The sequence below is a fragment of the Pseudoalteromonas luteoviolacea genome (genome assembly GCF_021654285.1).
In the GTDB taxonomy this organism is placed as follows: domain Bacteria; phylum Pseudomonadota; class Gammaproteobacteria; order Enterobacterales; family Alteromonadaceae; genus Pseudoalteromonas; species Pseudoalteromonas luteoviolacea_J.
The window spans coordinates 142,336-168,772 of sequence record NZ_JAKFZS010000014.1; the positions used below are offsets into that span (position 1 = coordinate 142,336).

The 26,437-nt window shown below is 40.6% G+C and carries 26 protein-coding genes; 3 read left to right on the top strand and 23 right to left on the bottom strand.

Going from position 1 to position 26,437, the window contains the following annotated elements; translation table 11 throughout:
- Window positions 1-86: 86 nt before the first annotated feature.
- From L1077_RS14880 to L1077_RS14940, 13 genes are all read right to left on the bottom strand, one after another.
- Window positions 87-3,299 (bottom strand): hypothetical protein, encoded by a 3,213-nt coding sequence (locus L1077_RS14880; protein ID WP_237137569.1) that lies wholly within the window; start codon window positions 3,297-3,299, stop codon window positions 87-89.
- A gap of 164 nt (window positions 3,300-3,463) precedes the next feature.
- Window positions 3,464-3,865, bottom strand: a complete 402-nt coding sequence (locus L1077_RS14885) for a GPW/gp25 family protein (protein ID WP_063363957.1) — start codon at window positions 3,863-3,865, stop codon at window positions 3,464-3,466.
- A 13-nt stretch (window positions 3,866-3,878) separates the two neighbouring features.
- On the bottom strand, window positions 3,879-5,465 hold the full coding sequence (locus L1077_RS14890; protein ID WP_237137571.1) for a phage baseplate assembly protein V: 1,587 nt from the start codon (window positions 5,463-5,465) through the stop codon (window positions 3,879-3,881).
- A gap of 1 nt (window position 5,466) precedes the next feature.
- Window positions 5,467-6,204 carry a CIS tube protein gene (locus L1077_RS14895; RefSeq protein WP_063363959.1) on the bottom strand — a complete coding sequence of 246 codons (738 nt, stop codon included), beginning with the start codon at window positions 6,202-6,204 and terminating at the stop codon, window positions 5,467-5,469.
- A gap of 2 nt (window positions 6,205-6,206) precedes the next feature.
- Window positions 6,207-6,452, bottom strand: coding sequence for a hypothetical protein (locus L1077_RS14900; protein ID WP_237137573.1), 246 nt, complete (start codon window positions 6,450-6,452; stop codon window positions 6,207-6,209).
- Between the two features lie 12 nt (window positions 6,453-6,464).
- Window positions 6,465-6,926: a phage tail protein gene (locus tag L1077_RS14905; protein ID WP_039609826.1), complete on the bottom strand. Its 462-nt coding sequence runs from the start codon at window positions 6,924-6,926 to the stop codon at window positions 6,465-6,467.
- Window positions 6,927-6,974: 48 nt separating this feature from the next.
- On the bottom strand, window positions 6,975-7,421 hold the full coding sequence (locus tag L1077_RS14910) for a phage tail protein (protein ID WP_039609825.1): 447 nt from the start codon (window positions 7,419-7,421) through the stop codon (window positions 6,975-6,977).
- A 123-nt stretch (window positions 7,422-7,544) separates the two neighbouring features.
- A complete protein-coding gene (locus L1077_RS14915; RefSeq protein WP_237137574.1) occupies window positions 7,545-9,290 on the bottom strand; it encodes a phage tail sheath family protein in 1,746 nt (581 codons plus the stop codon).
- A 390-nt stretch (window positions 9,291-9,680) separates the two neighbouring features.
- Window positions 9,681-11,309 carry a S1 family peptidase gene (locus L1077_RS14920; RefSeq protein WP_237137575.1) on the bottom strand — a complete coding sequence of 543 codons (1,629 nt, stop codon included), beginning with the start codon at window positions 11,307-11,309 and terminating at the stop codon, window positions 9,681-9,683.
- Between the two features lie 4 nt (window positions 11,310-11,313).
- On the bottom strand, window positions 11,314-12,150 hold the full coding sequence (locus tag L1077_RS14925) for a hypothetical protein (RefSeq protein WP_237137577.1): 837 nt from the start codon (window positions 12,148-12,150) through the stop codon (window positions 11,314-11,316).
- Window positions 12,151-12,168: 18 nt separating this feature from the next.
- Window positions 12,169-13,134: a hypothetical protein gene (locus tag L1077_RS14930; protein WP_237137579.1), complete on the bottom strand. Its 966-nt coding sequence runs from the start codon at window positions 13,132-13,134 to the stop codon at window positions 12,169-12,171.
- Complete coding sequence (locus L1077_RS14935) at window positions 13,127-14,080, bottom strand: hypothetical protein (RefSeq protein WP_237137581.1); 954 nt, start codon at window positions 14,078-14,080, stop codon at window positions 13,127-13,129. The genes L1077_RS14930 and L1077_RS14935 overlap by 8 nt, the downstream gene beginning before the upstream one ends.
- Window positions 14,081-14,157: 77 nt before the next feature.
- Window positions 14,158-14,568 carry a hypothetical protein gene (locus tag L1077_RS14940; protein WP_063363962.1) on the bottom strand — a complete coding sequence of 137 codons (411 nt, stop codon included), beginning with the start codon at window positions 14,566-14,568 and terminating at the stop codon, window positions 14,158-14,160.
- Window positions 14,569-14,828: 260 nt separating this feature from the next.
- On the opposite strand from L1077_RS14940, the gene L1077_RS14945 reads away from it, so the two are divergent.
- Window positions 14,829-15,662: an SGNH/GDSL hydrolase family protein gene (locus L1077_RS14945; protein ID WP_237137583.1), complete on the top strand. Its 834-nt coding sequence runs from the start codon at window positions 14,829-14,831 to the stop codon at window positions 15,660-15,662.
- An 80-nt stretch (window positions 15,663-15,742) separates the two neighbouring features.
- On the opposite strand, the gene L1077_RS14950 is transcribed toward L1077_RS14945, so the two are convergent.
- A complete protein-coding gene (locus L1077_RS14950; protein ID WP_237137584.1) occupies window positions 15,743-16,549 on the bottom strand; it encodes an enoyl-CoA hydratase-related protein in 807 nt (268 codons plus the stop codon).
- 146 nt (window positions 16,550-16,695) lie between these two features.
- Here L1077_RS14950 and L1077_RS14955 point away from each other — a divergent pair, with 146 nt between their 5' ends.
- On the top strand, window positions 16,696-17,298 hold the full coding sequence (locus tag L1077_RS14955) for a FecR family protein (RefSeq protein ID WP_237137586.1): 603 nt from the start codon (window positions 16,696-16,698) through the stop codon (window positions 17,296-17,298).
- Between the two features lie 391 nt (window positions 17,299-17,689).
- Window positions 17,690-18,478, top strand: coding sequence for a hypothetical protein (locus L1077_RS14960; protein WP_237137588.1), 789 nt, complete (start codon window positions 17,690-17,692; stop codon window positions 18,476-18,478).
- Between the two features lie 63 nt (window positions 18,479-18,541).
- Here the strand turns inward: L1077_RS14960 and L1077_RS14965 are convergent, their stop codons facing one another.
- The 9 genes from L1077_RS14965 to L1077_RS15005 all read right to left on the bottom strand — a co-directional run bounded on the left by L1077_RS14965 (window position 18,542) and on the right by L1077_RS15005 (window position 26,386).
- Window positions 18,542-19,852, bottom strand: a complete 1,311-nt coding sequence (locus tag L1077_RS14965; RefSeq protein ID WP_237137589.1) for a hypothetical protein — start codon at window positions 19,850-19,852, stop codon at window positions 18,542-18,544.
- Between the two features lie 373 nt (window positions 19,853-20,225).
- Window positions 20,226-20,813: a hypothetical protein gene (locus tag L1077_RS14970; protein WP_237137591.1), complete on the bottom strand. Its 588-nt coding sequence runs from the start codon at window positions 20,811-20,813 to the stop codon at window positions 20,226-20,228.
- 483 nt (window positions 20,814-21,296) lie between these two features.
- Window positions 21,297-21,962 (bottom strand): hypothetical protein, encoded by a 666-nt coding sequence (locus tag L1077_RS14975; protein WP_237137593.1) that lies wholly within the window; start codon window positions 21,960-21,962, stop codon window positions 21,297-21,299.
- A gap of 130 nt (window positions 21,963-22,092) precedes the next feature.
- On the bottom strand, window positions 22,093-22,623 hold the full coding sequence (locus L1077_RS14980; RefSeq protein WP_237137595.1) for a CC0125/CC1285 family lipoprotein: 531 nt from the start codon (window positions 22,621-22,623) through the stop codon (window positions 22,093-22,095).
- A gap of 197 nt (window positions 22,624-22,820) precedes the next feature.
- Window positions 22,821-23,177, bottom strand: a complete 357-nt coding sequence (locus L1077_RS14985; protein ID WP_237137598.1) for a hypothetical protein — start codon at window positions 23,175-23,177, stop codon at window positions 22,821-22,823.
- Window positions 23,178-23,233: 56 nt separating this feature from the next.
- Window positions 23,234-23,917, bottom strand: a complete 684-nt coding sequence (locus tag L1077_RS14990; RefSeq protein WP_237137600.1) for a hypothetical protein — start codon at window positions 23,915-23,917, stop codon at window positions 23,234-23,236.
- Window positions 23,918-24,186: 269 nt separating this feature from the next.
- Window positions 24,187-25,008, bottom strand: coding sequence for a hypothetical protein (locus L1077_RS14995; RefSeq protein WP_237137602.1), 822 nt, complete (start codon window positions 25,006-25,008; stop codon window positions 24,187-24,189).
- A 474-nt stretch (window positions 25,009-25,482) separates the two neighbouring features.
- Window positions 25,483-25,680, bottom strand: a complete 198-nt coding sequence (locus tag L1077_RS15000) for a hypothetical protein (RefSeq protein WP_237137604.1) — start codon at window positions 25,678-25,680, stop codon at window positions 25,483-25,485.
- A 199-nt stretch (window positions 25,681-25,879) separates the two neighbouring features.
- Entirely contained in the window at window positions 25,880-26,386 is a 507-nt protein-coding gene (locus L1077_RS15005) for a hypothetical protein (RefSeq protein WP_237137605.1), read from the bottom strand.
- Window positions 26,387-26,437 lie beyond the last annotated feature (51 nt).

Consider the following 26,437-nt stretch of genomic DNA (forward strand, 5'->3'; position numbering starts at 1 on the left):
AGTAAGTCGATATGGGAGATGACGTCAAACCCTCAAGACTGTGAAACGCTTTATGGGTTTAACGCTGCTTTAATTACTGAATTGATTTACTGCACAACAAAGTTATGCTGAATTTTCCACTTACCGATCCCTTCAAATACATCACCGTCAACATTGGTCAATGAGATTTTATGATTGCGAGTCGGTACCAGAATTTCGCTGTTATCATTCGGCGAAATTTGGGCATAGTGCTTAATATTCTCACCGACTTTCATGCCTCGTATGACCTGTACCATATTCACAGCTTGATGAGCCTCTAAAGCTTGCGCTACATCTGCGAGGAAAATGGTTTGCGACAACTCAGCATCCGGTTTATTCCAAGGTGTTAAAGTATCGACAATCAAATCATTGAGCTCTATAACCGTAGATTGAATATCAAACCTTGGGTCTATTTGAATGATGACCTCAAGCTGTACTTCGATATACGTTGGATCTTCAACTTTTACATTAAGATAAGGTGCACTGCGCGCTTCAACTTCATCTTGTATTTTGCGCATTAAGTAACGCGGTACTTTAGGCTGTAAAATGTCAACATCATGATTAAGCGGGATCACGGTGATATTCACGCCTTCTTCTGTTTGGTATGCATTCACAGAGTGCAATTCGGGAAACGCTTGTAAGGCAAAGTGCTCATAGTCCCAGCCTGTTAAAAGTCTGTCTCTATGCCTTAAACGTTCACTCACTCTGCGATACAGTCGGCTATCATCTTCTTTTACCTTGGCACCAAAGCTTTCAAAAGGTTGTTCAATCGACGCGATGAGCGGATCAGTGACCGTTAATTTACTGATACTGCCCGCTTCGAGTGGTTTCAAATAATGAGATTGCGCATGTTCAGTTGAGTTTAATGTCACTTGAACGGCCTGAGCATACACACCTTTTAGCTTTGAATAGATGGGATTGACATATTTATCTTGTAACACATCCGAGTCAATCACGGCTCTTATCCAAACCTTGCCGTCTTGGTTAAATTGGTCGTCTAAATCAAATTCCGGTAAAGAGAAGATAATGATCCCGGAATCTAATAAATCATAGGTATTGTCTTGTAAGATCCGTCCTTCTTCACCACTTCCTTGGGAGTCTTCTCGGCTGAAGTGGTGCCACTGACCTTGATTGTAGTATTCCCATTTAAATTCTGGAGAGTCACTAAAGTTAAACCCATCAACGGCTTCAAGTTGAAACAACACACTGCATTGCCCTGGCGTTGGCAGCGCCCCAAGGCCAATGTATAAATACCCTAAATCGTCGATTTGCGGCAATAAGTGAACCGTGTTTTGGTTTTCTAATATTTGTAGCTGTCTACCAATGGGTGAGATATGCTCAATCCAAATTGAGTTCCCGATGGCTGCTCTTTGCGCCCGTGAAATACTTTGCGTGCGATAATGTAATTTAACGGAATCTAATAAGGGTGTGTAAGGCTCTGGCACCTGCGTTGGCATAAAGTCGCCATCTGCAGGGTTCCAATTTGCCAGTTTAACACTATTTTGGAACGCATAATATTCAGCGACCTTAATATACTGCTGATGACCAAAGTCTTGATTTGAAAGCGCTAACGTATACCATTTAGGCCAATGTTTCGCCTGTGTCAGATTAAATGGCAAAGATAAATAATCTGTTTCACCATTGTCATCATCATAACTAAACACCAAGCGGTTTGTTGCGATATTATTTACGACATCAGGTAAGGTGTTGGCACTGTCATTGGCTACCAACGTCAGCTCTTGCGACGTCAGTTCCTCATTACTCAGTTGCCATACCGTGTCGTTATAAAACAGATCCGCCACCACTTTATGTTGATCACTCGGATAAGTTTCATCCGATTGTGAAATCATCACTTGGTTTCTTGGCCAAGACTCATCAGCAGCCTGAAGCGGATCTGCTGGCGGTGTGGTGATATTTTTATATGACAAGTAAGTTTGGTAGTGGCTATCGAAATCCGCCGGCCTGCCGACCCAATTAAATTCAATGCTGGCTCGGGTAACACGTTTGCACAAAAGCTCAGAGTGAGTGAACTCAAACTTGTCGGCTAACTGAGGTGAATAACCAAACGGTTCAAAGGGTTTGGTTGTATCTAAAAAGCCAATGCCATTGTTGGCTATCAGGCCACTGGCGCCCAGTACAGTCACCGCCATGCGCACTTCTTGAATGTCACTAACGGTCAAATTTGCCAATGCTTCTTGGCGCTTTTCAAGATCCAGCGCATATAAGGCATCGTATTTGGATTGCTTCAGTATAAATGCAATATAAGGTAAGGTTTTATCTTGGCCAATCATGATGTCTGATACTGGCGCAATCGGCGCAAATAACTCATCAATATGAATAACCAACTCATTTTCACCATTGAGTGTTAACTGCGCTGGGTCCAATTGCACGGCTTCTTCTGCGGTACTGAGCCAGATATCAAAACTGTCTAACCAAAGGGATAAATCTATTGGGCTTTCACCAAATTCATCTGTAGAAAAACGCAGCGTAATAATGCGCTGACCACTACTTAAAAATAAATCTTGTGACGCTATTTTAAACCCTATTTGAACAGGCGCTTGCTCTGGTGACGTTGCGTGGTCTCCAAATGTCATCGCGCTATTTTCAAGCTTAATGCCTTGCTCAGTATCCAGTAAAACATTACGACAAATTTGCACACCGCTATTGTAGTTAGCTTTATTAACCGTCGTTACTGTATCCACCACAGCTCGATTTATCGCGCTTGGCTCAGCCAACTGATACACACGATCTACACCGTCATCATCCTTACCACCATCAAACTGAGTGCCCGGCTGTAAGGTCAAAGAATCAACCTCATTGAGCTCGATTAGAACATGGGCTGAGTCTGGGGTGGCTGCCAATAATTCAAATCCCAAAACGTCGCGATAATAATGATCAAGATGGCGCTGTACAAAATCGTTAAATTGCTGCTGAGTATGCTGTAGCAAATCAACAAACGTCAGTAGTAGCGCCAGATCTGGGCGACTGGCAATTTGCACGGTGAGTTCATCACCCTGCCCTGAAGCGATTAACTTAGCCAAGGCGGCAAACTTGTCAGCGTCAGGCAATACCTTGTACCAACTTTGCACCGGCTTCCAAGTGGCTTGACCAATAAACTGAGTTTGCTCAGCTACAGTTGATAAATATGATAACCACAGTTCAATTGTACGCGGTTCGATACTGAAAAACTCACTGGAAAGCTCGGGGATCTGCCGTGCGGTTTGACTTAACCCCTTCCCATTGCCTGAGATAAGTGATTGACTACGAGACTTAAAAGTCATGAGATTACCTTATTAATGTTATTTATAAGCATACCAATACGCTGCTTGGCTAAATTAACCTAAACAAAAGAAGAAGCGGTGCGGGTCTGCGTCTTGCTTGATGAGCGAGGATGAAATGAACTAATGAACTAGTGCTGAAAAACCAAAGTATAAGAAATACTGATTTATACAGATTGCTCAGCGAGATAAAAAGGAAACACCATATTGCTGCGACTGTTCGTTTTACGGATCAGGTAAGTGAGTTCAATCAGTAGCGCACCTTCGTATGCATCTGACATATCGAACGAAATATCTTCTAAGATGATCCTGGGTTCGTAATTTAGCAATACCGCAGAAATTTCTTGCTTTAGCGTGACAAGCGCCGACTCACTGACATCTTCAAATACAAAATTTGATAAGCCCGACCCCAGCTCACTCCAATATGGACGTTCGCCTTTGAGTGTATTTAATGCCACTGAAATGGCTTGCTTCACCAGTGTTTCATCCTCGTCCATATCAGGACCTGCATCTGGGCTAGAAAATTTAGGTGGAAAACTCCACCCTCGACCTAGAAATGAATTGTCCATATTTGCCTCCTCGTTATCCTATTTCCATCTTATCTGTGGCCACCTCGACTTTTGCGCTTTCAATGGTAATTTTGCTATCCATTTTTATCTGGCTATCGTCTGGTGTTTTAATCACAACATCTGTTTTAGCGGTCATACCGGCTTTATCTTTTTGAGATAAAGCATAACCAGAGCTTTCTCCTAAAGAGATTGAGTGATCCTTGCTGCCTTCCATAATGATATGTGGCTTTTTAAAGGTGAATTTCAGTGCCGTGGCTTGCTCCTTAAATAACAGTCCTCGAACATCATATTCTTTCTTGTAACCACCCAAAGGAGGAATGGCTACAGGGTTATGACAGGCACCAACAATCACAGGATGTCTGGCATCCCCACCGATAAAGTCCACCAGCACTTCTGTGTCTGGGTTTGGAGGTAAAAATAATCCCTCTTCCTTACCTACATAGGTGGTTAATAACCTTGCCCAAATTGGTTCCGTGGTTAATGTATTTAAGGTGATAGGTATGCGGTGTAGTTTTTCTTTATCGTCTTTAAACGGCGCAACAGTGGCAACCAACATAGGAGTAGCCGAAAGCTCAGCCCATTTAGACCAGCCACTTTTAGTTAAAGATAAGCCCAGTGTAAATTCACAGAACCAGCCTTGATTACTTAAATGATGGTGAATTTCTGTCACCATATAGTCCGCTTTGTTGTTTTCCCCAGCTCCCGATACTTTGATTGCATCAAGTAGCTTTAATTTATGTAAAGCGGTCGCTTCAGACATATCAACTTGAATACGGCCTTGGCTGGTATCTAGTAAACGATATACTTGCTCGGCTTTGGCCTTAGCTGCCAACTCAACTTTATCTATCGGTGCTTGTGATTTGATGACTATATCTGCGGTCGCGCCTTCTTTTTTCTCACCTGAATCATAATTTTCAAGTAGCATGGCTTGGGTTTTGATATCCCAGGCACTGTGATCGACTTTTTGCGCGTAGGAGCTATTGTCCATACAAAGCTCAAACCCTGTACAGCCATCCATCGCAACATTAAACTCCGTTGCAGAAGGCGTGTGTGTTGTCAAATCAACAATGTTGATCCCTTCTTCTTCATACAGGGCAAATCCATTGGTCAGTATGCGATTCATGATCACTTCCCATGGCTTTTTCTCAACCATGAGATACTGATAATGTTTAATTTTACTGTCTGCGACCGTCTTTTTACCGCCGCAAGGCTTGAGTAGGTCGTTGATTATATCTGTGTCTGTGGAGTCAGGTTTGTAAAGCTTACTGATTTTAGACTGGCATAACTTGTTGGCTTCACCCTTAGCGAGCACTTGAAGGTAGGGCTCACTGCAATAACCCACTTTACCACCCGTTATCACACCAACAAATAGCGTGATTTGCGCGTCTTCGCCAAAACCGGCTTTGACTTCAATGGACTTACCTGGCTGAAAGTCTTTGTTTAAATCAAGTTTAAAACTTTCATCAGCCATATCGCCGTCTTCAAATAGGATAGATAGTTCTGAGATCTGGTTAAGCCCTCGGTGCGTGATAACTTCACGGACACCAACTTCCAGTTTCTTTTCACTGCCATCCACTAATATCGTATAACGAATATCCATGTCATCGCTCCAATGGCGGGTAAGTAATGTAGTCACCCACCTTGGCACTGCGGATCGAAGGCAGTCTGTTTACGCTTGCAACTTGGTGAACATAGTTAGCTTTACCGTATATAGACTCCACCTTTGACACTAGGCTATCTCCATCCATAAACTGTAATTCGTGCGTTAAATCCGGCGAGCTTTTCCCTGTTCTGAGCTTAATTTCTTTGCTAGATAAACACTCAGAGATATTACAAACGACCTGAGCTTTGACTCGATTACCTTTGGAATTAACCAATTCAGTGATCACATTAATATCACTGAACATGCCGTGAAAACCGCCATCGGCACCATGGTTAAGTACCATGTTCAAAGGCATAATTGTGACAAACCCGGGCAAGTGTGTTTCCCCTTGCACAGCGAGGCCGTATTTAAGCATATCCTGAATGCTGTCTTCAGTGGTGGTTTCACCGCTAAGCGTCATTGCATATTGAGCGGGTGTTTCGATAATCGTGTCATCTAATAAAAACGTGATCGCTAAACTGGATGGGGGGGACTTTTGATAACGTGCAGAGCCGCTTTCAGAGCCAATGGCTTTAGAGTCTTTTAAACAATTTTGATGAGTGACATTGAGTGATTTAGGATCGTACGGCAGCGTCAACTCCCCCAACTTATTGCCATCGCCGCGCTCAATTTTTTTATAAAAAGTCACTTTACAAAGTGGTAAGCCACTTGCGTTAATGCCGTCTGCTTTATTCATAATTAGGGCCTTTTTTCCTTACCTTGGCGTGCAAATCTAAATTCGATGTGTCGTTTTAAATCTGACTCTAACTGGTGTAATAAGTCTTGTAATTCGGACCAGCTTACTGCATTGCTATGATATTCGGACCCAAGAGCCTGCTGCGTTTCCTCGTTGGGCATGTCACTCGAATTTGCCGCTGAAGTCTTGGAGGGTTGCTCAGCACTGATCCGCGCTTTAACGCGCACATTGTTACACTTAACTTCCATCTATCTAGCTCCTTACACTGGCACACCAGGAATAGGCACTGCCACCAAATCGCGATAACTAAAGCTAAGAGACTCAATAAGTACATCATTTCTGCTCGCATCAATCCCCTCCCACTCCCAGCTTTCTAAAAATGCATCTTGAACAAGCCAAGCTTGCGATGGTAAATAGTTATCATCTAAGGTGGTGATCAAAATTTGATTTTTAACCAAGTAAGTATTCCAAGCATCGCCAAATACGAGATTTTGCAACATCAAAGGACTGCCACCTTGAAAGACGCCACGTTTTAAAGTGAGTGTTTTCGCTTGTTTTTGGTTAGCGATACTGACACGGTTATTGGTATAGTCGATACTGCGGTTCATTTTCAGGCCGCTGACTTCTTTGAACAGAATATCAATGGGGTTCGGAATACCTGCGGCCACAATACCAACTAAAAATCGATACCCGACCATCGGGGTTCTAGGGTCTTGAAACATATTAGCCACCTAAGCGGGCACTTGCGTGCCCTAAAAGAGATTTAAAAATTAATGGAACTCAATCTTAATGTCGTCTGCCATCATCTCTAATGATTCAACACTGGCTTCGTTAGAGCCACCGTTGATGCTAGGTGCTGTAAGCTTCTTAGGAAATGCATTGATCACTTTCCACGTCACAAGTGGCTGAGATCTGTCTTCATTCGTCAATGAAATCGTGATGTCTTTTTTATCAACTAAGTTCAAGCTGATAGACGAGATCCAATCGTAGAATTGGCTCTTCTGTTTAACCAGACCACGCTTCAATGTAATGTTAACGTCTGTTGGTTGCCCAGGCATGTGTTTTTTGCCATAACCATCTTTATAAGTAATTGTTTCAACGCCGATGTCTAGACCAGATACTTCTGAAAATGGAATGCTCTCTTCGCCGAAGCTGACAACAAATCGATAGACGGGAATTGGATATTCTGCTGCGATATCTGCTTTAGTAGTAGCCATGTAATAACTCCAAAAATTCGGTATTTACAGTCATGCTGTAAGTAATAATTAATATCTATTTGACGCCAAGGCTCAGCGCCAAATAGCAATGTTTGATTAGCTAATTGCCTTTAGGCGCAAGAATTAACCTTCTAGGCTCTTATGAGAGAATGTTAGAACGATGAATTCAGCTGGACGTACTGCCGCTAGGCCAATTTCAATGTTCATTAAGCCATTATTGATGTCATCTTCAGTCATTGTTTGACCAAGGCCAACATTGACGAAAAATGCTTGCTCGGGTGTTTCACCAAAGAAAGCACCTGAGCGCCAAAGTCCTTCTAGATAACTTTCAATCATGGTTTTAAGTTTTAGCCATGTGAATGGTGTATTCGGCTCAAATACTGCGAAGTGCGTTGCTTTTTGTACTGACTCTTCAACCATGTTGAATAGGCGACGCACAGACACATAGCGCCACTCGTTGTCGTTACCAGCAAGCGTACGTGCACCCCAAACAAGCGTCCCTTTGCCTACGAATGTACGGATAGCATTGATAGACTTACCAGAAGTCGCATCTACGTTAAGGTTTTCTTGATCTGCATTATCAATCGCCAGTTTAGGCATTAATACTTGTGCAAGTGCAGCATTTGCTGGCGCTTTCCAAACACCACGGTCTTTATCTGTTTTAGCCATCACACCCGCGATTGCTGGTGAAGGTGGTAAATCAAGGTAGTTTTTACCAAGTTCTGCTTTGACTTGGTTATACACATCTGCTGATGAGAATGGGTAAGCTGGGTCGCCAATTGCAGCAAGTTGTAGCTTTGGAAGCATGATGTCAGTTAATTCGAAATCATCTGAGATAGTAATTGCAGAGCCGCCTGGTGTCGCTGTGACTTCTCCGTCCGCTAGGTCAACTTGCTCGCCATCAGTAAGGCGATAGTAATTAGTACCGTCTGTTGCAAATACAGTTTCAGGCACTAAATAACGATTGCCTGATGGGTCATATTCAGCAGCCGTTGGGTCGTTCGCCCCCTCTGGGTTATATAAGTAATCTTGGCCAATTGCAGCCCAAGCGCCATCGTCACCCACACAAACCAGTTCATGTGAAGCCGCTTTTGGCCACCAAGCTTGTGCTGTGAGTGGTGTTTTAACAACTACTTTCTTCGCGTCATATGCACGTGCCATCGTTGTTGTTAAATATGGGTAGTAAGCTGCACCATATTTAAGGCCCAATGTAGCGCCCGCTCTCAATGCTTTTGAGTCATCAGCAATTGGGTCAATGCTGTCTGCATCTGCTTGCATTTGAACGTCAACAAGTGCAAAGCGATCCATTCTCTTTTCTGCATGAACAAGCGCCTTATTTTGCACTTCGTAATGCTTAACCGTGCTCAGGCCAATGGCTTCAGGACAAGAGATAAGCGTTACTTCATCTACTTTATTTAGTAATGTGATAGCCGCTGTGAACTTTGCTGCTTGTTCAGCCAGTAGGTTTATTTCACCTGTCACTGGATCTGCTGAAAGAAGTCCCGCGTCTGGCGCACCGATACTAACAACATAACATGCACCGCCGCCATTGGCGAAGAAGTGACTCACTGCTTGGTGTAAAAAGAAAAATGCGTCAGCAAGCATTGAACCGTCTGAAGTGACATTGAAGCCGCCAGTCGACTTAGGCGCAACTTTAAAGCTTTCTTGGTAGGCACTACCAAATACTGCTTCAAACTCAACCATGCTGGTGATACGTGCTGGTGAATTTAGATAAGCAACATTTCCGGCATCATCTAATTTTGTTGTATAACCGATGAAAGCAGGGATCGCGGTCGCCACTTCTGCAACTGACGGAGGCAGAGTTGACTTCTCTTGGACGTAGACGTCTGGGGTTTTATATTGAGGCATAGTTTTTCCTTACGTTGATAATTACATTCTAAAGAGCCGTTTAGGCAAGAATTTGGTGAAAAGAGGCACAAAGCTGCTCGGTCATTGCAGGTCAGGTGGCAAATCAATGGGAACAAACCCACCCTATTCTTTGTGCCTCGAAAATGAAGAGCCTTTGCACGGCTCCGCCACATCAGTCCCAGCTGATGTGTGTTTATTTGTTAATTTGTACTGCTATGACGCCATGGTCTGAAGGGTGTGAACATTAAAATGAATTTTTTGTAATTTATTAATTATTCTAAATTTATTAGCACGATCAGCTGTAAGTTAATTGATCGCAAAACCGCTTTTAAAATAAAAAATAGACGTTGATGTAGGAAACTGTTTTGGTGATGTGTATTAAAGGAGGTGCTAAAAGGAATAAAATCGATTTGAAAATCCGGTCAAATATACGCTCATCAGAAGCGAATAGGCACTTCTCAACGACTGACACAAATCAATTTTCGGTCTCGACAAGTTGACCTGCGTACAATTCAGCTCGGGGTGGCTTGCAAGTAATTCAAGATAAGAGTTGTCAAAGCGATTATTGATGGCCTGCGTCTGCAACCAACTCTCTCTATTGGTTGCGATTGACACATAATTTAGCTCATAACTATCAATGAGTGGCTCACTAAAATTCGCAAAAAGAGCGTTTAAAACAAAGCGTTTATCTCCGTAGGCCGTTAAGTGCCTATAATCAGTATATTCTTCAAACTCCCCTTCCTCGTTAAGCTCTTGCCAATGCTCAACTACTTTTTGCTGAAAAAAAGTATCAGGGTCTTGGTTGAGTACTACTTGCTGTTTTTTATTGAATTCCCTGGCATGATATTGCAGTTCGTAATAACAAAGCCTGCACATGGTTGCACTTCTAGCCAATAAATAGCCTTGAGGGTCAACGTAGAGCTCTGCGTTGCTGGGGACAGCAATATGAATACCGTAAAAAGCATCACTGTAAATATCAAAGCTGAGTGAAGAAAAATCTAACGTGAAATCGCCGTATACTGATTTAAATAGCTGCTCAATATGCTCGAACTCGTTAGGTGTTGCGCTACTTAAAATCAATTCAGCTAGGGTACGCGTTTTAACTTTAACAAATTCGAAGTCCTGATATTTAACAGAATACAGTGGTGGCAGTAACTCAATATCAGCTTTTAAGTCAGACCCTGCATGGGCAGTGGCCATAAGCCAACTTGATAAACTTGGTAAATTAACTATGCTGCGCTGTTGCTGTTTTGGTTGCCTCTGAACGGTTGCAACTTTATCTAATGTGAATAATTCGGAGGTGCTTATCAACTTTTCGGGTAATACACTTAGCTTAGAATCAATCAAGGTGATTAAATTTGTCGCAGGGATCACCCAACTAACATTGGCTGCACCATTTTCTAATCCACCATTGCCTATCCCCACTAATCTACCGTGACCATCGAAAACAGGTGCACCCGAGAAACCGGGCAATAAACTGCCATCCAAATAATAAATAGGAAGCTCAATATCTGGAATGTTGGTTTTTGTCAGTGTATCTACAGCATAAGGTGGTAAAAATTGCTTTAATACTTCCGGCTTTGCGTACCCTTTCAATAATTCACGCGTACTCATAGCCAACGCACCATGATGAAACCCCAATGCTGTTACATGCTCTCTATATTGGGGTTTAGTCAGTTTAATTTGATTTAAGGGAAGCCACCCTTTGGGCGGATTAGCGACTTCAAGCAACACTAAATCGGCCTCTGGTAAAATACGTGACACTTTGGCAAGACGCTTTTTTTTTCCAAAATCGATGATAATTTTGCTACTAGGGTGTGGATCCATCACATGTAAAGAAGTAACGACCCAATTTGGTTTTTGCCACAAAAAGCCTGAAGCCACTCCCATGGTTTTATTCGGTTTTTTCACAACAACTCTTACCGTACTCATGCTCAAAGCATCAGGATCTAAACTGGCATAAGCATGTTGAGTCATAAAAGAAAGTATGAACAAACACAGAAGAGTTGACTTTATCATGCTATCAACTCTGCAAAACCGGGCATACCATTTCATGCGTAAGCTTGAGCGCATGTAACTTATTTCCCTCTGATAAGCGCTGAGCATTTATCAGCTTTAAGGTTTGATGCCATGCTTGTGGCACTATATGCAGGGCTTCATCAAACCTTACAATGCTTTTTAACTGCATGTCATTTATACAGGGTTTTTCATTGTTAGATTCATCACACACCGCATCTCGTATAGCCAATAACATCGACTTTTGCTCCTCGGACTCAACGTTATGGGTAATAGATTCACTTAAGCTCGCCCACTCGTTGCCAGTTAAATTAAAATTATTGACCACCTCATCGAGCTCAAGGCTGTGATCTGTATACATCAATTCATCACACCCTGATACTGATACACTGGCACTGAATAACAGGCTGCTATGTTGATTAGACAACAAGGTAGCTTGCTCTGAAAAGTGAAAGGAATCGCCGGAAGAGACGCTTTCATCGCTACTGGTCTGATCTAGTGTCATGCCAAACTCTTTGAGCGTTAACAGTTGCAGGGCTTGCTTTTCTGTGTAACCAGCAGCCAAATATTGTGCCTTAAGCTCCAGTAAGGAAGGAGTAAGAACATTGTGAGCTCGCACATAGATCCCTATATATGCCCCCACAACACATGTAAAACCAAAAGCCCCAATACGCAGCGCTTTTGCATCGTTAAAGTGGCGATCATTTAACCCCAAAATAGCCGCTAAAATGGCCGTCAAAGCGCCAAGTAACATAGTCACTGTCGGCGTCACACTTGTGCCCATGATAACGCCAAATAGAAGACCAATACCTGCGCCACCAAACAATGCAATTTTAAGATTCACTTTCCTTTCCAATGTTAATTACCTTATTAACAGATTGGGCGTTTTATACTTCCTTTTCCGACGCTTAGTATTTTTTCCACCAAACCTATACTCATATTTTACGAAGAGCGTATGCGTGTGCCCGCCATTACTCAGCCATAACTTCTCAAATTTAACTGCTATCGATGCACTTGAGTCTAGACGATATTCAGCCTCTGACATTAACGCCTGCTGTGATTGGCTCCTCCAATAGCTATGCTCAACATAATTTGGAAAAACAGAGTGCCGGCCACCTATATACAAATTCAGAAAATGTGTAAATTGATAGCCATACTCAACAAGAAAAGAATGATAGACCTGACTGGTGTCGTCTAATGACGCGCTCTCAAAGTCCAACTCGCGATAACTTATAATGTAATCAAAGTCCAAATTTGCATTTTGCCAGCGCTTGCTATGACTTAGTAAAACAGCACCGCCTAACTCTTTGTCAGTGAAACGATTTTGTTGATGTTTGTATTGTTCTGCACCAGCGTAAATGTCAACTCCAATGGCATATCCATGGGTTAAGTCATATTCGTAAAATACCTCGAGTCTCGTCTTATGCCGTCGGTAATTCACTGAGTCAATAAACTGTGCTGCACCAATACGGCTTATTTGGCCTTTGAGCTCGGTTTGATCTAATGTTAATTCCGTATAAATCGAACCTTTAGACAGCAGCTTACCTCCAGCACTGAAGCGCCCTTCAAACGTATTCGAATCTCCCTTAAAGGAATCACGGCTTATTGCTTGGTTGGTTGGCTCTCTACTTAAAGATATTGATTGCTGGTATGCCGAAATGTTGCCAAAGTAGTTTACCTTTTTGTGCCAAGGCATGCGGGTTACCTGTTTTTCTTTAAGCAAGGCAAGTGGTTGCGCGCTCAAGTTCATACTCACCAGTGTCATGGCAAGTATGAATGATAAAGTGGGCACTGTTTTTACACCTTGCTGGTACTTTTTATCAACCATTCCCACCCGTCGCTCCCGTCACACTCGCCGCCTGAATATTCACTTGTAGCTGCATACTCTCGGCTTCCAATAAATCAAAATTGATCGGTTGGGTTTGTGCCTCATGCAATATGCGATTGATGCCTTGTGGTATGTCTCTCACTAATCCACTTTGTGCTAATTTCACTGAACTCGCCATGAGTGCCGTTTTTAAGTCTGATAGTTTATCTCGATTTGATGCATCTTCTGGCTGGGTAGTAAATTGCTTAATTGCCAGTGTCAAAGGTGATATTTGTGCAACATTTTCGGCGACTGCCGCATTAACTAAACTCAATAACAACCGTGTTTGCTCTTGTGAGGTACTGACCTGATCCATAGGTGTTAACTCAATTGACAGTAAATTTTGCCGTTGTTCAGATAGGTTCAGTGCCGTCAAAACCACTTGACTGGCTTGCTCGGCAATGGCATCAAATTCATCTAGACCGATACCATCGCTCAATTTATTGTTGATTTGACCATATACCAGACTTGTTAAGGCATTTATTTGCACAGAGCTGAGTACATTGTTGGACGAAGCAATATAGGTTAACTGCAAATTAGTAAGTTCTGGTGCTGTTATAACTTCCTGATAGTTGGCAATTAAGTCTCCATTGCTATCGAAGCATTCAACAGCATCACAATTCATGGTTGTCCTGTCTGTTACATTCACCTCAATATGAAAAAAGCTGTTTTCGTTCACACTAAACTGGCTGTCAAATACCCCAAATTCATCACTTTGACCTTGCCAAACAGTGACATGTTTTGCATCTGAAATAATAATAGATGCATGAGCCATAGTGCCTTTTAGCAAGCTACCATTTATCAAGAGCTCATTACTGCCTCTGATCAACCCTTCCTTATAGCACCCTAGCAGTGCAAACATCAGCAAAATAATGCTGAGAAAACGAGACAACTTAACATGATTCATGAGATTTCCTTTCATCCCTTTATGCCGGGTATTTAAGTATGTGTATAAAATGAAAAAAAGTGCGACTAAATGACTTTTTATTTCGAGACAACAATTGGCTGGGTTGGCTCATATTTCACAGTGAGCTCAGTTGGAGGCCCAGGATCTGGCACCCCTTGCGGGTTAAGTGCTGGGATCACACTTAATGCGCAAACAATGTCCCCTTTAAGTACAATTGGCGCCCCGCCTTTAAATGTGACTTCGGATAACACAATATCGTTGATAGCACTAAAAGTGACTGTCCCACCCGCCGCATATGCTCCATTGATATATGGCGACATGTTTACTTTTTTAGCCAAAAACTGCTCTATGTCATCTTGAACCGCAATTTCTCCTTGGCAAATTAACCCTTTTGAAGCCACTTCCAAAGGTCCGGTTGTTGGCACCACAAGGACACCTTTATCCAGTAACAAATTAAAAACCGTACTATGGTTAAGAATTTTTATCATGATATTACTCAGCAATGTATGATGTACTTTGGCGTACCGAATAACTTAATACGCCCCCACGATGACAGCCGTCGTACCGAATACTCAAGTGCTGAGCATGTGACTGTGGCCTAATAAAAAACGTAGATAAGCAAACTATGTGAAATTTAATTACCGTGTATTTATGCCAAACATGACGATGACCGACCAAAGTGCTAATTACTGTTTTAGCAACATACCCTATGTTTAAAAGTGAACACTTTTCAAACAAAAGGAATAGTATGTTTACTGTAAATACCTTAAAAACCTTGATATTTGGTCTTGGGTTATCACTCTGTGCACATGCAAGCGCTGCAACAAAATCGGATGAAGCACCACTGCTTTTAATTGGTGCCTCATTTGCGAATGCAAAAATGCCTTATTTCGATAATCTTGAGACGCCACTGAACGGCATAGCCATTAATTCAGGGAAATACTTATCTCTTGGTAATGCCTTGATCAGAGAACCTCGCTTATCTGGACACCTCATTAATGAAGGCCAAGCTGGTGCGACAACTTTTGATAGACTGACTTGTTTTCCTGGGCCTGAGTGTGTGGGACCTGGTTGGGAGGGATATGAAAAATTATTTACCAAAGCCCTAAGCAGGGTTACTTCATTTTCTGGTGAAGTATCTGCAGAGTATATCGTTATTATTCGTGGTAACGATTGTAATCATCCTGACGCGTTTGGTATTCCAATGGCAGAAACTTCTGAATGTACCATTGAGCAAATGAACTCGTACATTGATACATTTGTCAGTGTCGCTAATCGTGCATTAGATGCTGGGATCACCCCCATATTTTCAAAAGCGCCGGAGTATGACGCCATAGATTGGGAAACATTACGAAGTCGATTCAACTGGCCCTGGATAATCAGTAAAGAAAATTACGAAACATTTTCCGAGCTTAGGCTAAACCGCCTACACGCTGAAGTGCCCGACGCCATATTTTTGGATATTTGGAAAGGGTTTGAGCCAATGAGCGACGGACTGCATCCCAATAGGAAAACCATGCAACGCGCTGCAAAGCGGATTGCCAAAGCAATTAAAACGCATCGCAAACAAAGCATGAAATAACTTGTCACTTTATTTAAAATAAAGGCCGCTTTATCCCTTCCTTGCGCACAAATCGGCCCTCTTCGCCATGATTGTTAAATTTAATGTTGCATGCGTGCCAATCGCCGTAAGTATTTTTGCTGATTTGCATCCCCTCTAATCGCACGCTTTACCCAGGTATCAGCAACACCATTTAATTGACTGAGTGAATGCATGCTTTTTTGATATCTATACTTTTGTAATTCCGCATGGCCAAGGTCGCAAGCTTGCGCACGGCTAACTAGGTCTCTAACAGCTTGGTCACCTTCACCTGCATCAACCAAAACATCAACAAGACCCAAATCGTATAACTCTTTGGCACTAAAGCGCCGATTAGAATACATCACATCCATTAGCGCACAACGCGATGACTTATGTTGAAGTTTACGAACCAAAAAGTGCTCCAGACCATGGTTAAATACCGCTGGTGGATACAAAAATACCGACTCTTTTTCAGCGACAACACAATCAGTGCATAGTGCCAACTCCATACCCATCCCGTAAGCTCGACCTTGCACCAAAGCGATACTGGTCATGTTATATTTCGCACCACTTAAAATGCGGTGTAATAAAGTCATATACGTGAAAGCATAATCTTTAAGCCAGACTTCATCTCTGTGTGTTACCACATTCGCTAAACTGCCTAAGTCTCCACCTAAACTGAACACACCCGTTTTGGCGCTACTGATCACTTTTATCGTATTTTTTTTAGCTTGAAATTCAGGTGAAAAAAAATAACTTAGCTGACGCAACAGCGACTTTGTAAAATAAGGGGCCTTATTTAACTGCATAGTAGCCCAGTGCAATGATCCCGTTCGCATGATCGCCAACGGCTCACTGTCATATAAGGAAGTTGCTCTCACTCGCACGAATTTTTGACCTTTTAAAGTTAAATCAACAATCCGACGTTGAACGACAAGTAATGTGAATATTTCTCCACATTTTGCGGTGTTGTTAGACTCGACACTTTGCGCTTATCGCTCTACTTTTAAAAAAAGACTCATGGAATAAAATAATGAAATTAGTACTGCTGAGCTTATTAGTTGTGGCCGGGGCATGTTTTGCAAACACGCCGGTGGCCACAGTCATAATCGCAAAAGAACAAGTTACAGCAACTTCATCTATTAAAGAGCGCCAGTTAAAGCGCAAAGCTAAAATTTATAAGGCCGACACGCTAAAAACAGGTAAACATGCAAGGGCGCAATTCAGGTTTACTGAGGGAACCATACTTACTCTTGGTGAAAGCACGCAATTTGCCGTCAACCGATTTGAACATCAAAAAACATCTGAAGCGCACTTTGAGTTTATCAAAGGAGCATTTCGAGTCGTCACAGGAGAAATCACAAAAGTCACAAACCCAAACTTCAAAATTAAAACACCTATGGGTTCTATTGGCATTAGAGGCACCGACTTTTGGGGGGGCAATTTATATCATGCGCACACCATCGATGTCATTCTACTGGACAGTGAACATCCAATCGTGATTGAAAATGAATATGGCCGAGTTGTGATCTCAACTCCTGGGACAGGCACAACACTTCAAATAGGCAAGCCCCCTTCACAACCTGAAAAATGGTCTGAGAAAAAACTAGCAGACGCAGTAAAAACAATTCAGTAATAAAGAAGTTACCGAATTTACTTTTCTACTTTCATCTAAAAAAAGGCTTTACCATTCATAAATTGCAAATTACCCCCTGAGAATTTACATAAATTTCAAATAATTAATTAGTTTAAAACAATGGATAAGTTTTTAATGGTGATTAATGATTATGAATTGCATAGAAATACACTTCACAACACTCATTAAAAACACAGAAACACACTTAAGGTACTGATTATTAAGCATATAAAATAATTCATTTTTCAAACTTCTCTCATAGTACGACTTATTTGCTCGTCCCTTTTTTGTTTGTTACTTTTCATCTCGTTAACACTTTGGGCCCAAGTGGTAACTGACTAAAACTAACAAGTGAAAAATAACTGAACTAAGAACGACCAAAGGAAAAAAGATGAAAATGTTTAAAGTAGGTACTCTCGCTGCTGCTATGTTAACTACTGTAAGTGCAGTTGCTGCGCCTATTAATATTGCTGATACAAATGGTTATGATCGTCACACTGTTTACTCATACGGCCCGGTTAGCCGCGTGGTTATCACAAGTGAATTTGCACATAACTTTTCAGCTGATGTTGAACTTCGTGACGGCGCTCGCTGCGATAACGGTAACCTATATTCAAATGTTGATAACAGCCACGTAGTAAACGTTGGTATTCAGGCAGATGCTGCTAACGCGAATGCTGCAACAATTGGTGTGACTAATGCGATTGCAGAAGACAAGCTTACTCACAATAAAACACTTCACTTAAGCTGCTATGATGCAGACAACACATGGTATAACGTTCTTGTAAACGTACCTGGCGCACCAATTGTAGATTGGGACATCACTGTAGAGCCAGCAGGTGACTTTGTTAATCAACCATATTCATTCGGGTACCACTCAGCGTTCCGTGTTAAGAGCACGCTAAACGTAAATAACCAAAACAAGAGCCAGTCATACTGTTATACAGTCGCTAACCGTGGCCTATCTCTAGGTTTATTCCACGGTAGTGATACATCAAATACATTCCACTCAGATGTATTCACACAAGATAAAGTATATACAAACGATACTGCACAACCGGTTCTTTACCAAATCGTTCAGTGTGAAAACGCGGCTGGTAAAACGATGGCTGTTAAAGTATTCAACTTAACAGATCCAAACGGCATCTACACATACGAAGACCAACTAATCATTAAATAATGAATGATTAAAACGGTCAAATAGTAGCAGCTCACTAGAGCTGCTATTTTATTTATATCAAATCTAATAATCAGTCGTTGTCGATAAATAGATATATACGTTGTGATTGAGTGCTTGTTTATCATGATGCTGATACACATAACGTCGATATTCTGAAAGTTGCGCTGGCGCTCCATCATAGCCAGACAGCAATACGCGTGAATGCACTGGTTCACTCTCTTTAGACAACGCTACCTCATCGCCAAAACTGAAAATTGGAAATTCTGATACCAAAGCGCCGGATACATGCCACTTTATTGGCAGCTTGTTAGTATCAAAGCTAAACTCCCATTCAGCGGTTTGAATACGAGTGTCTAGCCCACTAAAATCATAACTTATGATATCGCCTTGATGTACAGAGGAAATGCCAGCTGATAATTGCTGTGCTAACTCTGTAGGCGCATTAGGAAGTATCAAATCACTTACTTGGTCCGTTTGCTCAAATTTTAAAGCTAGCCCATTCGAAATGATTAAGCTCAACCCCTCATAACCGAACAACATGCTTTTGTAGTAATAAAGTTCATGATGATCAAACCCTGTAGGGTACATTTTCAACTTTGCTGCGCCATTGAAAAAATCAAAGTTTCGAAAAACAGTTTTGCCACTTTCATCAATGCCGTTCACATGGACACGAGATTGTTGCTCAAGTTGAGAAATCTCGATATCTTCGCTCTGATGAACAAAGTCGCCGCCATTTACGGAGATAGAGTTAACTTCTTCAGGTACGTCAACTTTTGCCAAGGTATAAAGCTCATAACCGGGCTGATTGATAGAGTAATATAACTTTTCGTCATTCCCACAAACCCTAACAGAGTCTTGGTATTCATTGATGGTTACGCCACCTGTATCACCTTCTCTGATAATACGATAATCACTGTGGGTTACTTTAAGCGCGCTAAGATCCACATTTACATCTTTGCATGTGCAATAAGCGGATTGGTCTTGAAATTCAATGTCAGCAAAATCAGCCCCGTCAGAAATATCTAACTTAGTATAAATTTTTTGAGTTTTTTCCAGTCCGTCGAAGCTTTCTATACCAATAATAGATGCATGTTTAGCACCTTCTGGGATCTGCTGACTAAAATAACCAGCGCTGTCGCTTGAGTGTGTTGATATCACTTGACCATTTTCATCATGTAATAATATCGCAGCATCTGAGTAATCAACTACACCGCATTTGGTGCGTTTTTTTACATTTACCGTCAGTGTAGGTTGCGAGTTTACGGTCGGTGTTGTGATCTCATTTTCTTTTGAGTCACCTGAAGAGCCTCCACATCCGCCCAGTATAATAAATGAAGCCAATATTGGTGTGAGGGAAAACTGATTTATTTTCATTGTATTCTTTACTAATTTTTTTGCGAATTGTACACGAAAAAATAAAGGTGGTGATAATTAAGATAAAGCTTTATCTATGAATATTCTAAACAATGTATTTTACAACTCGATTTTGAACAATTTTTAACCCTAGAAAGCTCCCCCCCACTAATGCAACATCAATTAATTGTGAATAGCTTTTAAAAATAATTCATACTCATTGCATATTAAGCCAATTTAAATAAAAAGACCTGCTAAAAAGCAGGTCCTGTGTAAAGTTTAATCAAACATACTATTATTTGTAGTAAAAGTTATTTTCTATTTTCTTTAATACGAATTCGTCTAAGTAAGTACGATTAAAACGGGATCATTACCTCTGTTATTCGCTATTCTTTTACCTTATACGAGGCACCGCTTCGAAATTTTTATCAAATTCAACATCGTTATGTAAATCTTCTACATCTAGCGGATCAAAAGGTCTTTTTATTGTAATTATTTTTTCCTCATCAAACATTGTATTGATAGGCACCTGCACTTCTTTACTATGAAAAAAACTACTAAACAAATAACGTTGGACCACGAAATCTCTATTTGCTCTAGATATATTTCCATACTTTAAGTTACTCAGAATAAGCGATAGAGTTTGGTTGTTTGTATCTACATTAGTTATCTTAGCTATTCGATAAGGGTATAGTACTTGTGTTGGATCGGCAGACAGTTTGAAGTTATCAACAAATAAGATATCATTTTTTTGGGGATGTAGGCGAAATTGATGCTGCATATGTTCCATATTTTGGCTATAAGTCAAAGCCATTACTAATATCAACAATGCAAGTGGTAAAGCCAAAAACTTGTTCAAAACTCTAAATTTACTGACGCTCGGAAAATGTTTTTGCGAAACTGAACTTGTTTCTATCACTTTTAAGCAATTTGAACAGCTATAACAGCGAGACAAACCTGTTGGAAAAACAGGTAACATCATAAACGATACATAATTCACACTTGACGCATATGTACAACGTGAGCTCTTGCAGGCAGGGCAGACAGTATTACTCCCCTTCACCAGATCCTTTTTATAATAAAAAAAAAGCAATTTACCAATACTCCTTATTTTTATATTCCCCGCTCCCAAGAAACACATCTCTAGTGAACGAGATAATCAACACGACACCTATTTTTTATACCACAGAAAAGTGAGAATGTTGATTAGTCATTTTCTACTGATAGTGGTTTTGATACAGTGTCACCCGCTCCTCCCCGGTAAAATAAGAACCAATCTCACTGCTTTTTGCTTTGCTTAACAAAAAAGGAAAAAGGCGTTGAAAGAAAGAGAGCGAGGCAATATATACAGCCTCGTTAGAGTCAGTTTGTGTCGATAAGTTTGTGTCTGTCCCAAAAAAGAAAAGAGCGATGCTGTCTCGTTACAGTTGCTGAGTGCTCATTAGGTTTTTATTGTTGTTTTATATTAAGAGCCTAGGTGGTAAAGCTCCATGCACTGCTCTGGCGTCCCGCCATCTTCAGGTAAAGGGCCGACCCAGCCACCCGGCATACCGCCCAGCCGATAGCAATCTAGTACCCTTTTGAAAATGGGTGAGTTATCTAAGCCTCCATAAATAGCAGCATCCATAAGCATTACAAAGTGGGCATGAATAACATCAGGAATTAAGTGGTAAAATATATATTCGACATTAGTACTAGTTAACGAAAAAGCTTTCTGCATTGCTATGTCGTGCTCTTTAGTTCGAAGAACAGACATTCTGTCATGGGAAAAAGCGCCGAAATCATCAGTAAAGCCCCAAAGTATTTTTTTATATTTTTTCCGTGCAGCTAATCTATCATTAAAGTCAGAATATACCCCTTCAGTTTCAACTCTTATTCCCTCATCATCCAAAATATGTGGAAGATTCTTAAAATTCCACTTTTCCGGCTCATCATCGCAATAATCAGGCGTCTGAATACGAAAATCCAGATTGATCGGGTCTTTATATAACCTGAATCCTTCTAAATTATCTGGTAAAGTTGAGCCTAAGAAAAGCCCTGACATAAACTGCTCTTGTGTATAAACATTATAAATCTTCTTCAGATCACTTATGATGATTTCTGAATCAATGCTTTGATAATCAAGTAACATTAACCTTTTCTCCTATCCATCTCTGGAACAATGAATTTATGCAGAGTAAATTTGTGCCTGTCCCATAGAGATGTGCCATAGAGTTGTGCTTATCTTTATTAGAGCGCAATCAATACGGCCTATTCCTCAACTAACTTCGTTCAACCTTGCTCGATTTAATGTCATAAACCTGTTCGTTCGTTAATTGATACTTTTGCTGTAATTGTTGAATACATGCATGAGTATTAAACGTATATGGGGCAGAACCTTTAAGCGCAACCAAAGTCGAAAACATTGAGTAGAATGTGCTACATTCTGCTACTTTATCAGACTCATTTATTTCATTATTCAACTCAATATTGACATAAACACTGGGTTTATAAACGTAAACACCAGGCGTGCCTGCATACACTTTAGACACCCTCGAGGAGTATTCTTGACTAGAAAAAAGTTGTGAGCCGTGTTGCTGTGCTATTACCGCACTACGAAGCAAAGCAAAATCCGTTGCTTTTTCTAAAGTAACATCACCGTTACCAGCATAATGCACTCTAAAAGTAGAGTCATTTAATTGAGTATCTGAATACCCACCTCTAAATCCCATTGGCTGATAAGAAACTGCACTACACCCAACTGTTGCGAGTATAATGCTCGACACACTTATTATTTTTAATGACTTCATCATTCCTTCCCATGTTAGAACCGATTTTAGTTAAGTGATAAAAACGGGGCAGTAATACTGTCCCGGGAGGTTTATTTTTCTAGCGACTGAAATTCACTTAGCAGCTAACAGTAAATATTGTCTCGTTATAGTTGATCCGTGCGCTGACTATGTGTTTAACGCTGGCTCCCAAAAAATGATTGCCTACTCTGCACTAGGTTTTACCAATCGTAAACCTCACCTTCATCACCCACGATCTTCGCATCAACAAAATTAGCTATGCTCTTAGCCACTAATCTAACAGGGTTTTTTTCATCATCGATCATTGAACTGGTTCCATTAAATGAAGCAACGCCGTCATTAAAAAATATACATGTTTGCCATTCTTCATTTTCAGGGAATTGAACTGATACATTGTGTGGCTTACCACCCACTGTGATTATTTCGCCTGTTTTTGGGTTTCTGCCGACCGTTGGCTGCCCTTCAAGGTTGGCCCCTTGCGTTTTTAATACCGCCTCAACCCAATCAGGGAAGCTAATATCCCCGTTTTCTTTTGTTATATGTAATGCAAATGCCATTTTTATCATCCATTTAATGCTTGGCTATTAGGCCTAATTGAATAAGGAAGGGGTTATCACCAAAACTTCCACCACGATTTTTTGTTCTGTGCTTTTTCTTCAGGTTTAACTTGCTCAGACTCCTGTTCAACCTTTGACGACGCATCACCACTATCTAAATCTAAACCCATATCCATTGAAGCTGAATTACAGGTTCTGGCAAAGTCATCAAGCTCACTATTTCCATAAAGCTCAGCAACCTCATAAGGCAATACATTTTCATTATAAAAGGTCAAAATCTTGATTGATTTAAACGCGTTTTCATCTCGTGAAAAGCATTTTAAAAATTCTTTAGCTTCTTCCTCGGGATCGTTTAAATAAAAGACCTCTAGAGGGTCAAGAAAAATATATGGATATGTTAAAGATTTGAAGTCAGCAACAGCTCGCTCCCAATATTGAGTTCCCAATACTTCATCTTGACAAAAAGCTATCATTAGCTCTTTACTGTTTTTAAGGTTTTCTATCGCTTTTTCAACCTCGAGTACTGGCGCTTTATAGGTAAAGACCTCTTTTTCACCTGAACTGCTCTCCAACTCACTGGTTACATCGACTAAATCTTGCTCTTGAAAACAGAAAAACCAAGGCACTGGAACCTTATTTGCACCCGTTGCAAGTAGTTTATATTTTATGTCACTAGAATACACATTTTCAGAACATGCTGTTTTCTTTTCACAATTAACTAAATAAGCGTTATTTGACAAATAACCTCCTTAAGTAATAAGCACAATAATAGGCACACTTCACCATAGTGACTAAAAAACATGCTATTAACTCTTCTTAAACTTAATATATAATTTAAAACAACATAATAAATATATTACAACAAACTAACAAGTATAATTTTTTAACCACTAATACCATGCACCTTTTTAAAAATATTTTTATATAAAAAGTTAAGTGCCAATGCTGTAATATTAAATAAAATAGGGGAGGATAAAGAAAACGGGACAGTAATACTGCCCCGATGGGCTTATTGTTCTAACGGCTGAAATTCACTTAACATTTTAAACTCAGGGTCTTCTGTATGAGGTGACTGACCAAATAAGAGCTTTCTAAGCTTTATTTGAAGCGTTCTTTGAACGCCCACATCACTGTCAAACGGCTTATCATAGGCTTTAATGTGAATAACATTATCCAGTTCCGTGACTTCGAGCCAATCAACATCATACAAAGCTTGCTTGTCTAACCCTACATGCTTAAAAAAGTGCTTACCTAGCCACATTTCGGCTGACACGCCTTCAATATAACCGGGTTTAAATCGCCAGTGCCCAGGGTTTACACGGGTGTCTATATCTATTTGATCTATCGGTGGGGGCTTACCATTGCTTATTTTAGGTAAATGATGATGAGGCCAACCATGACTCTCATAATATCCAATATGTCGCATGCTTTGTCTTGTATTATACTCATCATCCATTAACCTAGCCATGACAAAACCTGAATGCTGTAATACTGATTGCCACCACTGCTCACGTTGCTCTATTAATTTATCAAAGCCATATATAAGCAGTTGATCAAAGCACAATTCATCCATAGGCATAAATACCACACCGTGCGTGCCCTCATACTCCCTGCTCGGGTGCCCTATTGAAAATATACCCGGCCGAGTGCGCGCTTTGTCTTTACTTTTTACATAATTTTCAACCTTAATCGTACGGCAAGTATCAATGTTAACCAGTTTAGTTAACCCTTCGATCTCTGTAAGTGCTCGGCTCATATCTACCATCTCCCAGAGTGATAAAGCTCTGGGAAATTGATCCGGTAAAAAATTGATATTCAACTTTAAACTCATGCCCCTGAAAACTCCTTAATAATGACTTTGATACCGTGTGCGCTCATCCACGATTCTTAAAGTATTAGCTTTATAGTAATCAATTTTTGCCTGTCCTTAAAAAAACATTAATGTAGATAACATTATCCAGTTCCGTGACTTCGAGCCAATCAACATCATACAAAGCTTGCTTGCCTAACCCAAACAAAGGAAACAAAGGGACAGACACACTTTAAATATCGAATAATATCACAGCAGTACTCTTTAAAATAAACAACTATGATATTTAAAAAGGTAATAAATAGGGAAAGGAAACAAAGGGACAGGCACATTTTTATTAAATTGATAATAAGTCATCAAAGGAGAGTCTATTAAGTATCCATTGCTTTCACGAATCAAATTAAAAATCAGCTGAAACTGAATATTTAAACAGCAGAAAAACTTGATTTAAGCAATAAATTTTTAGCTGCCTTGTCGTCCAATTATCTTACCGAATTATTGAAATCGATATTTATCTACTATATTTTCAATTTTTAACTTGCCGCTTTTTACTGCATTGAAGTCCTGTTCCGTAATTTCCTTAACGGTTACGCCTGAACCATGTGCACCGCTGTCATAATTGACAAAGAACTTGCCTCTTTCTCGGACAAGCATGCAGCAAACTCCTCTTATTTCTTCATAATCTGGATTCATAAGCTAATACTCCAAACAATGACTTAAGCTGGAGCAATCTTAAGGGAACTTAAGTTACATCTAAGATAGTTTACCGTCCCCCTCCAGGAACAAAATAATTGTGCCTGCCCCATAAGTTCCATGTTAAATATTTTTCAAAAATAATTGGAAAAAAGCCTTCGAATATGCAGGCTTTTTAAAGTGTTGTTCAACGATTGAACTACTGGGAATCAAATGACGATATATCTGCTGAAGTGGGCATTGTGTAACCTGGCAATGCTTCTCCCGGAAATAACACATCCCAAACACAGCACTTTATCAACAGCCTCAGCATTTCAGGGTGATACTTTTCAATGTACTCTTCAGCTACGAAGACATCTGCAAATTCATTGCCTAAGCCAAAATATTCAACCCAGAAAATGGCACATGCAAATTGAACACCTAGGTGATCCTGAGCTTGAACTTCATGTAATGGCGGCTTTGCATTAAAGTCATAACAATTTAAACGCCACCAAAGTTCGATATCAGCTTCAAAAGCATAGAGCAATACCTCCTTTAGATCCGCTACTCGAAACCGTCCTCCTTGAATATCAAACCCCTCAAAATAATCATCAATTGCCGACTGCATCATACCTATCGGCGTAGATTCACAGTCATCAGGTATGTAGTAATCTCTAAATGCTAAGGTAACCCAATAAAAGATTTCCAACTGTTTAGGATTAAGCATATATTTGACCTCTCAGTACACTGCTTACACCTTTGTTACTTGAAAACACAG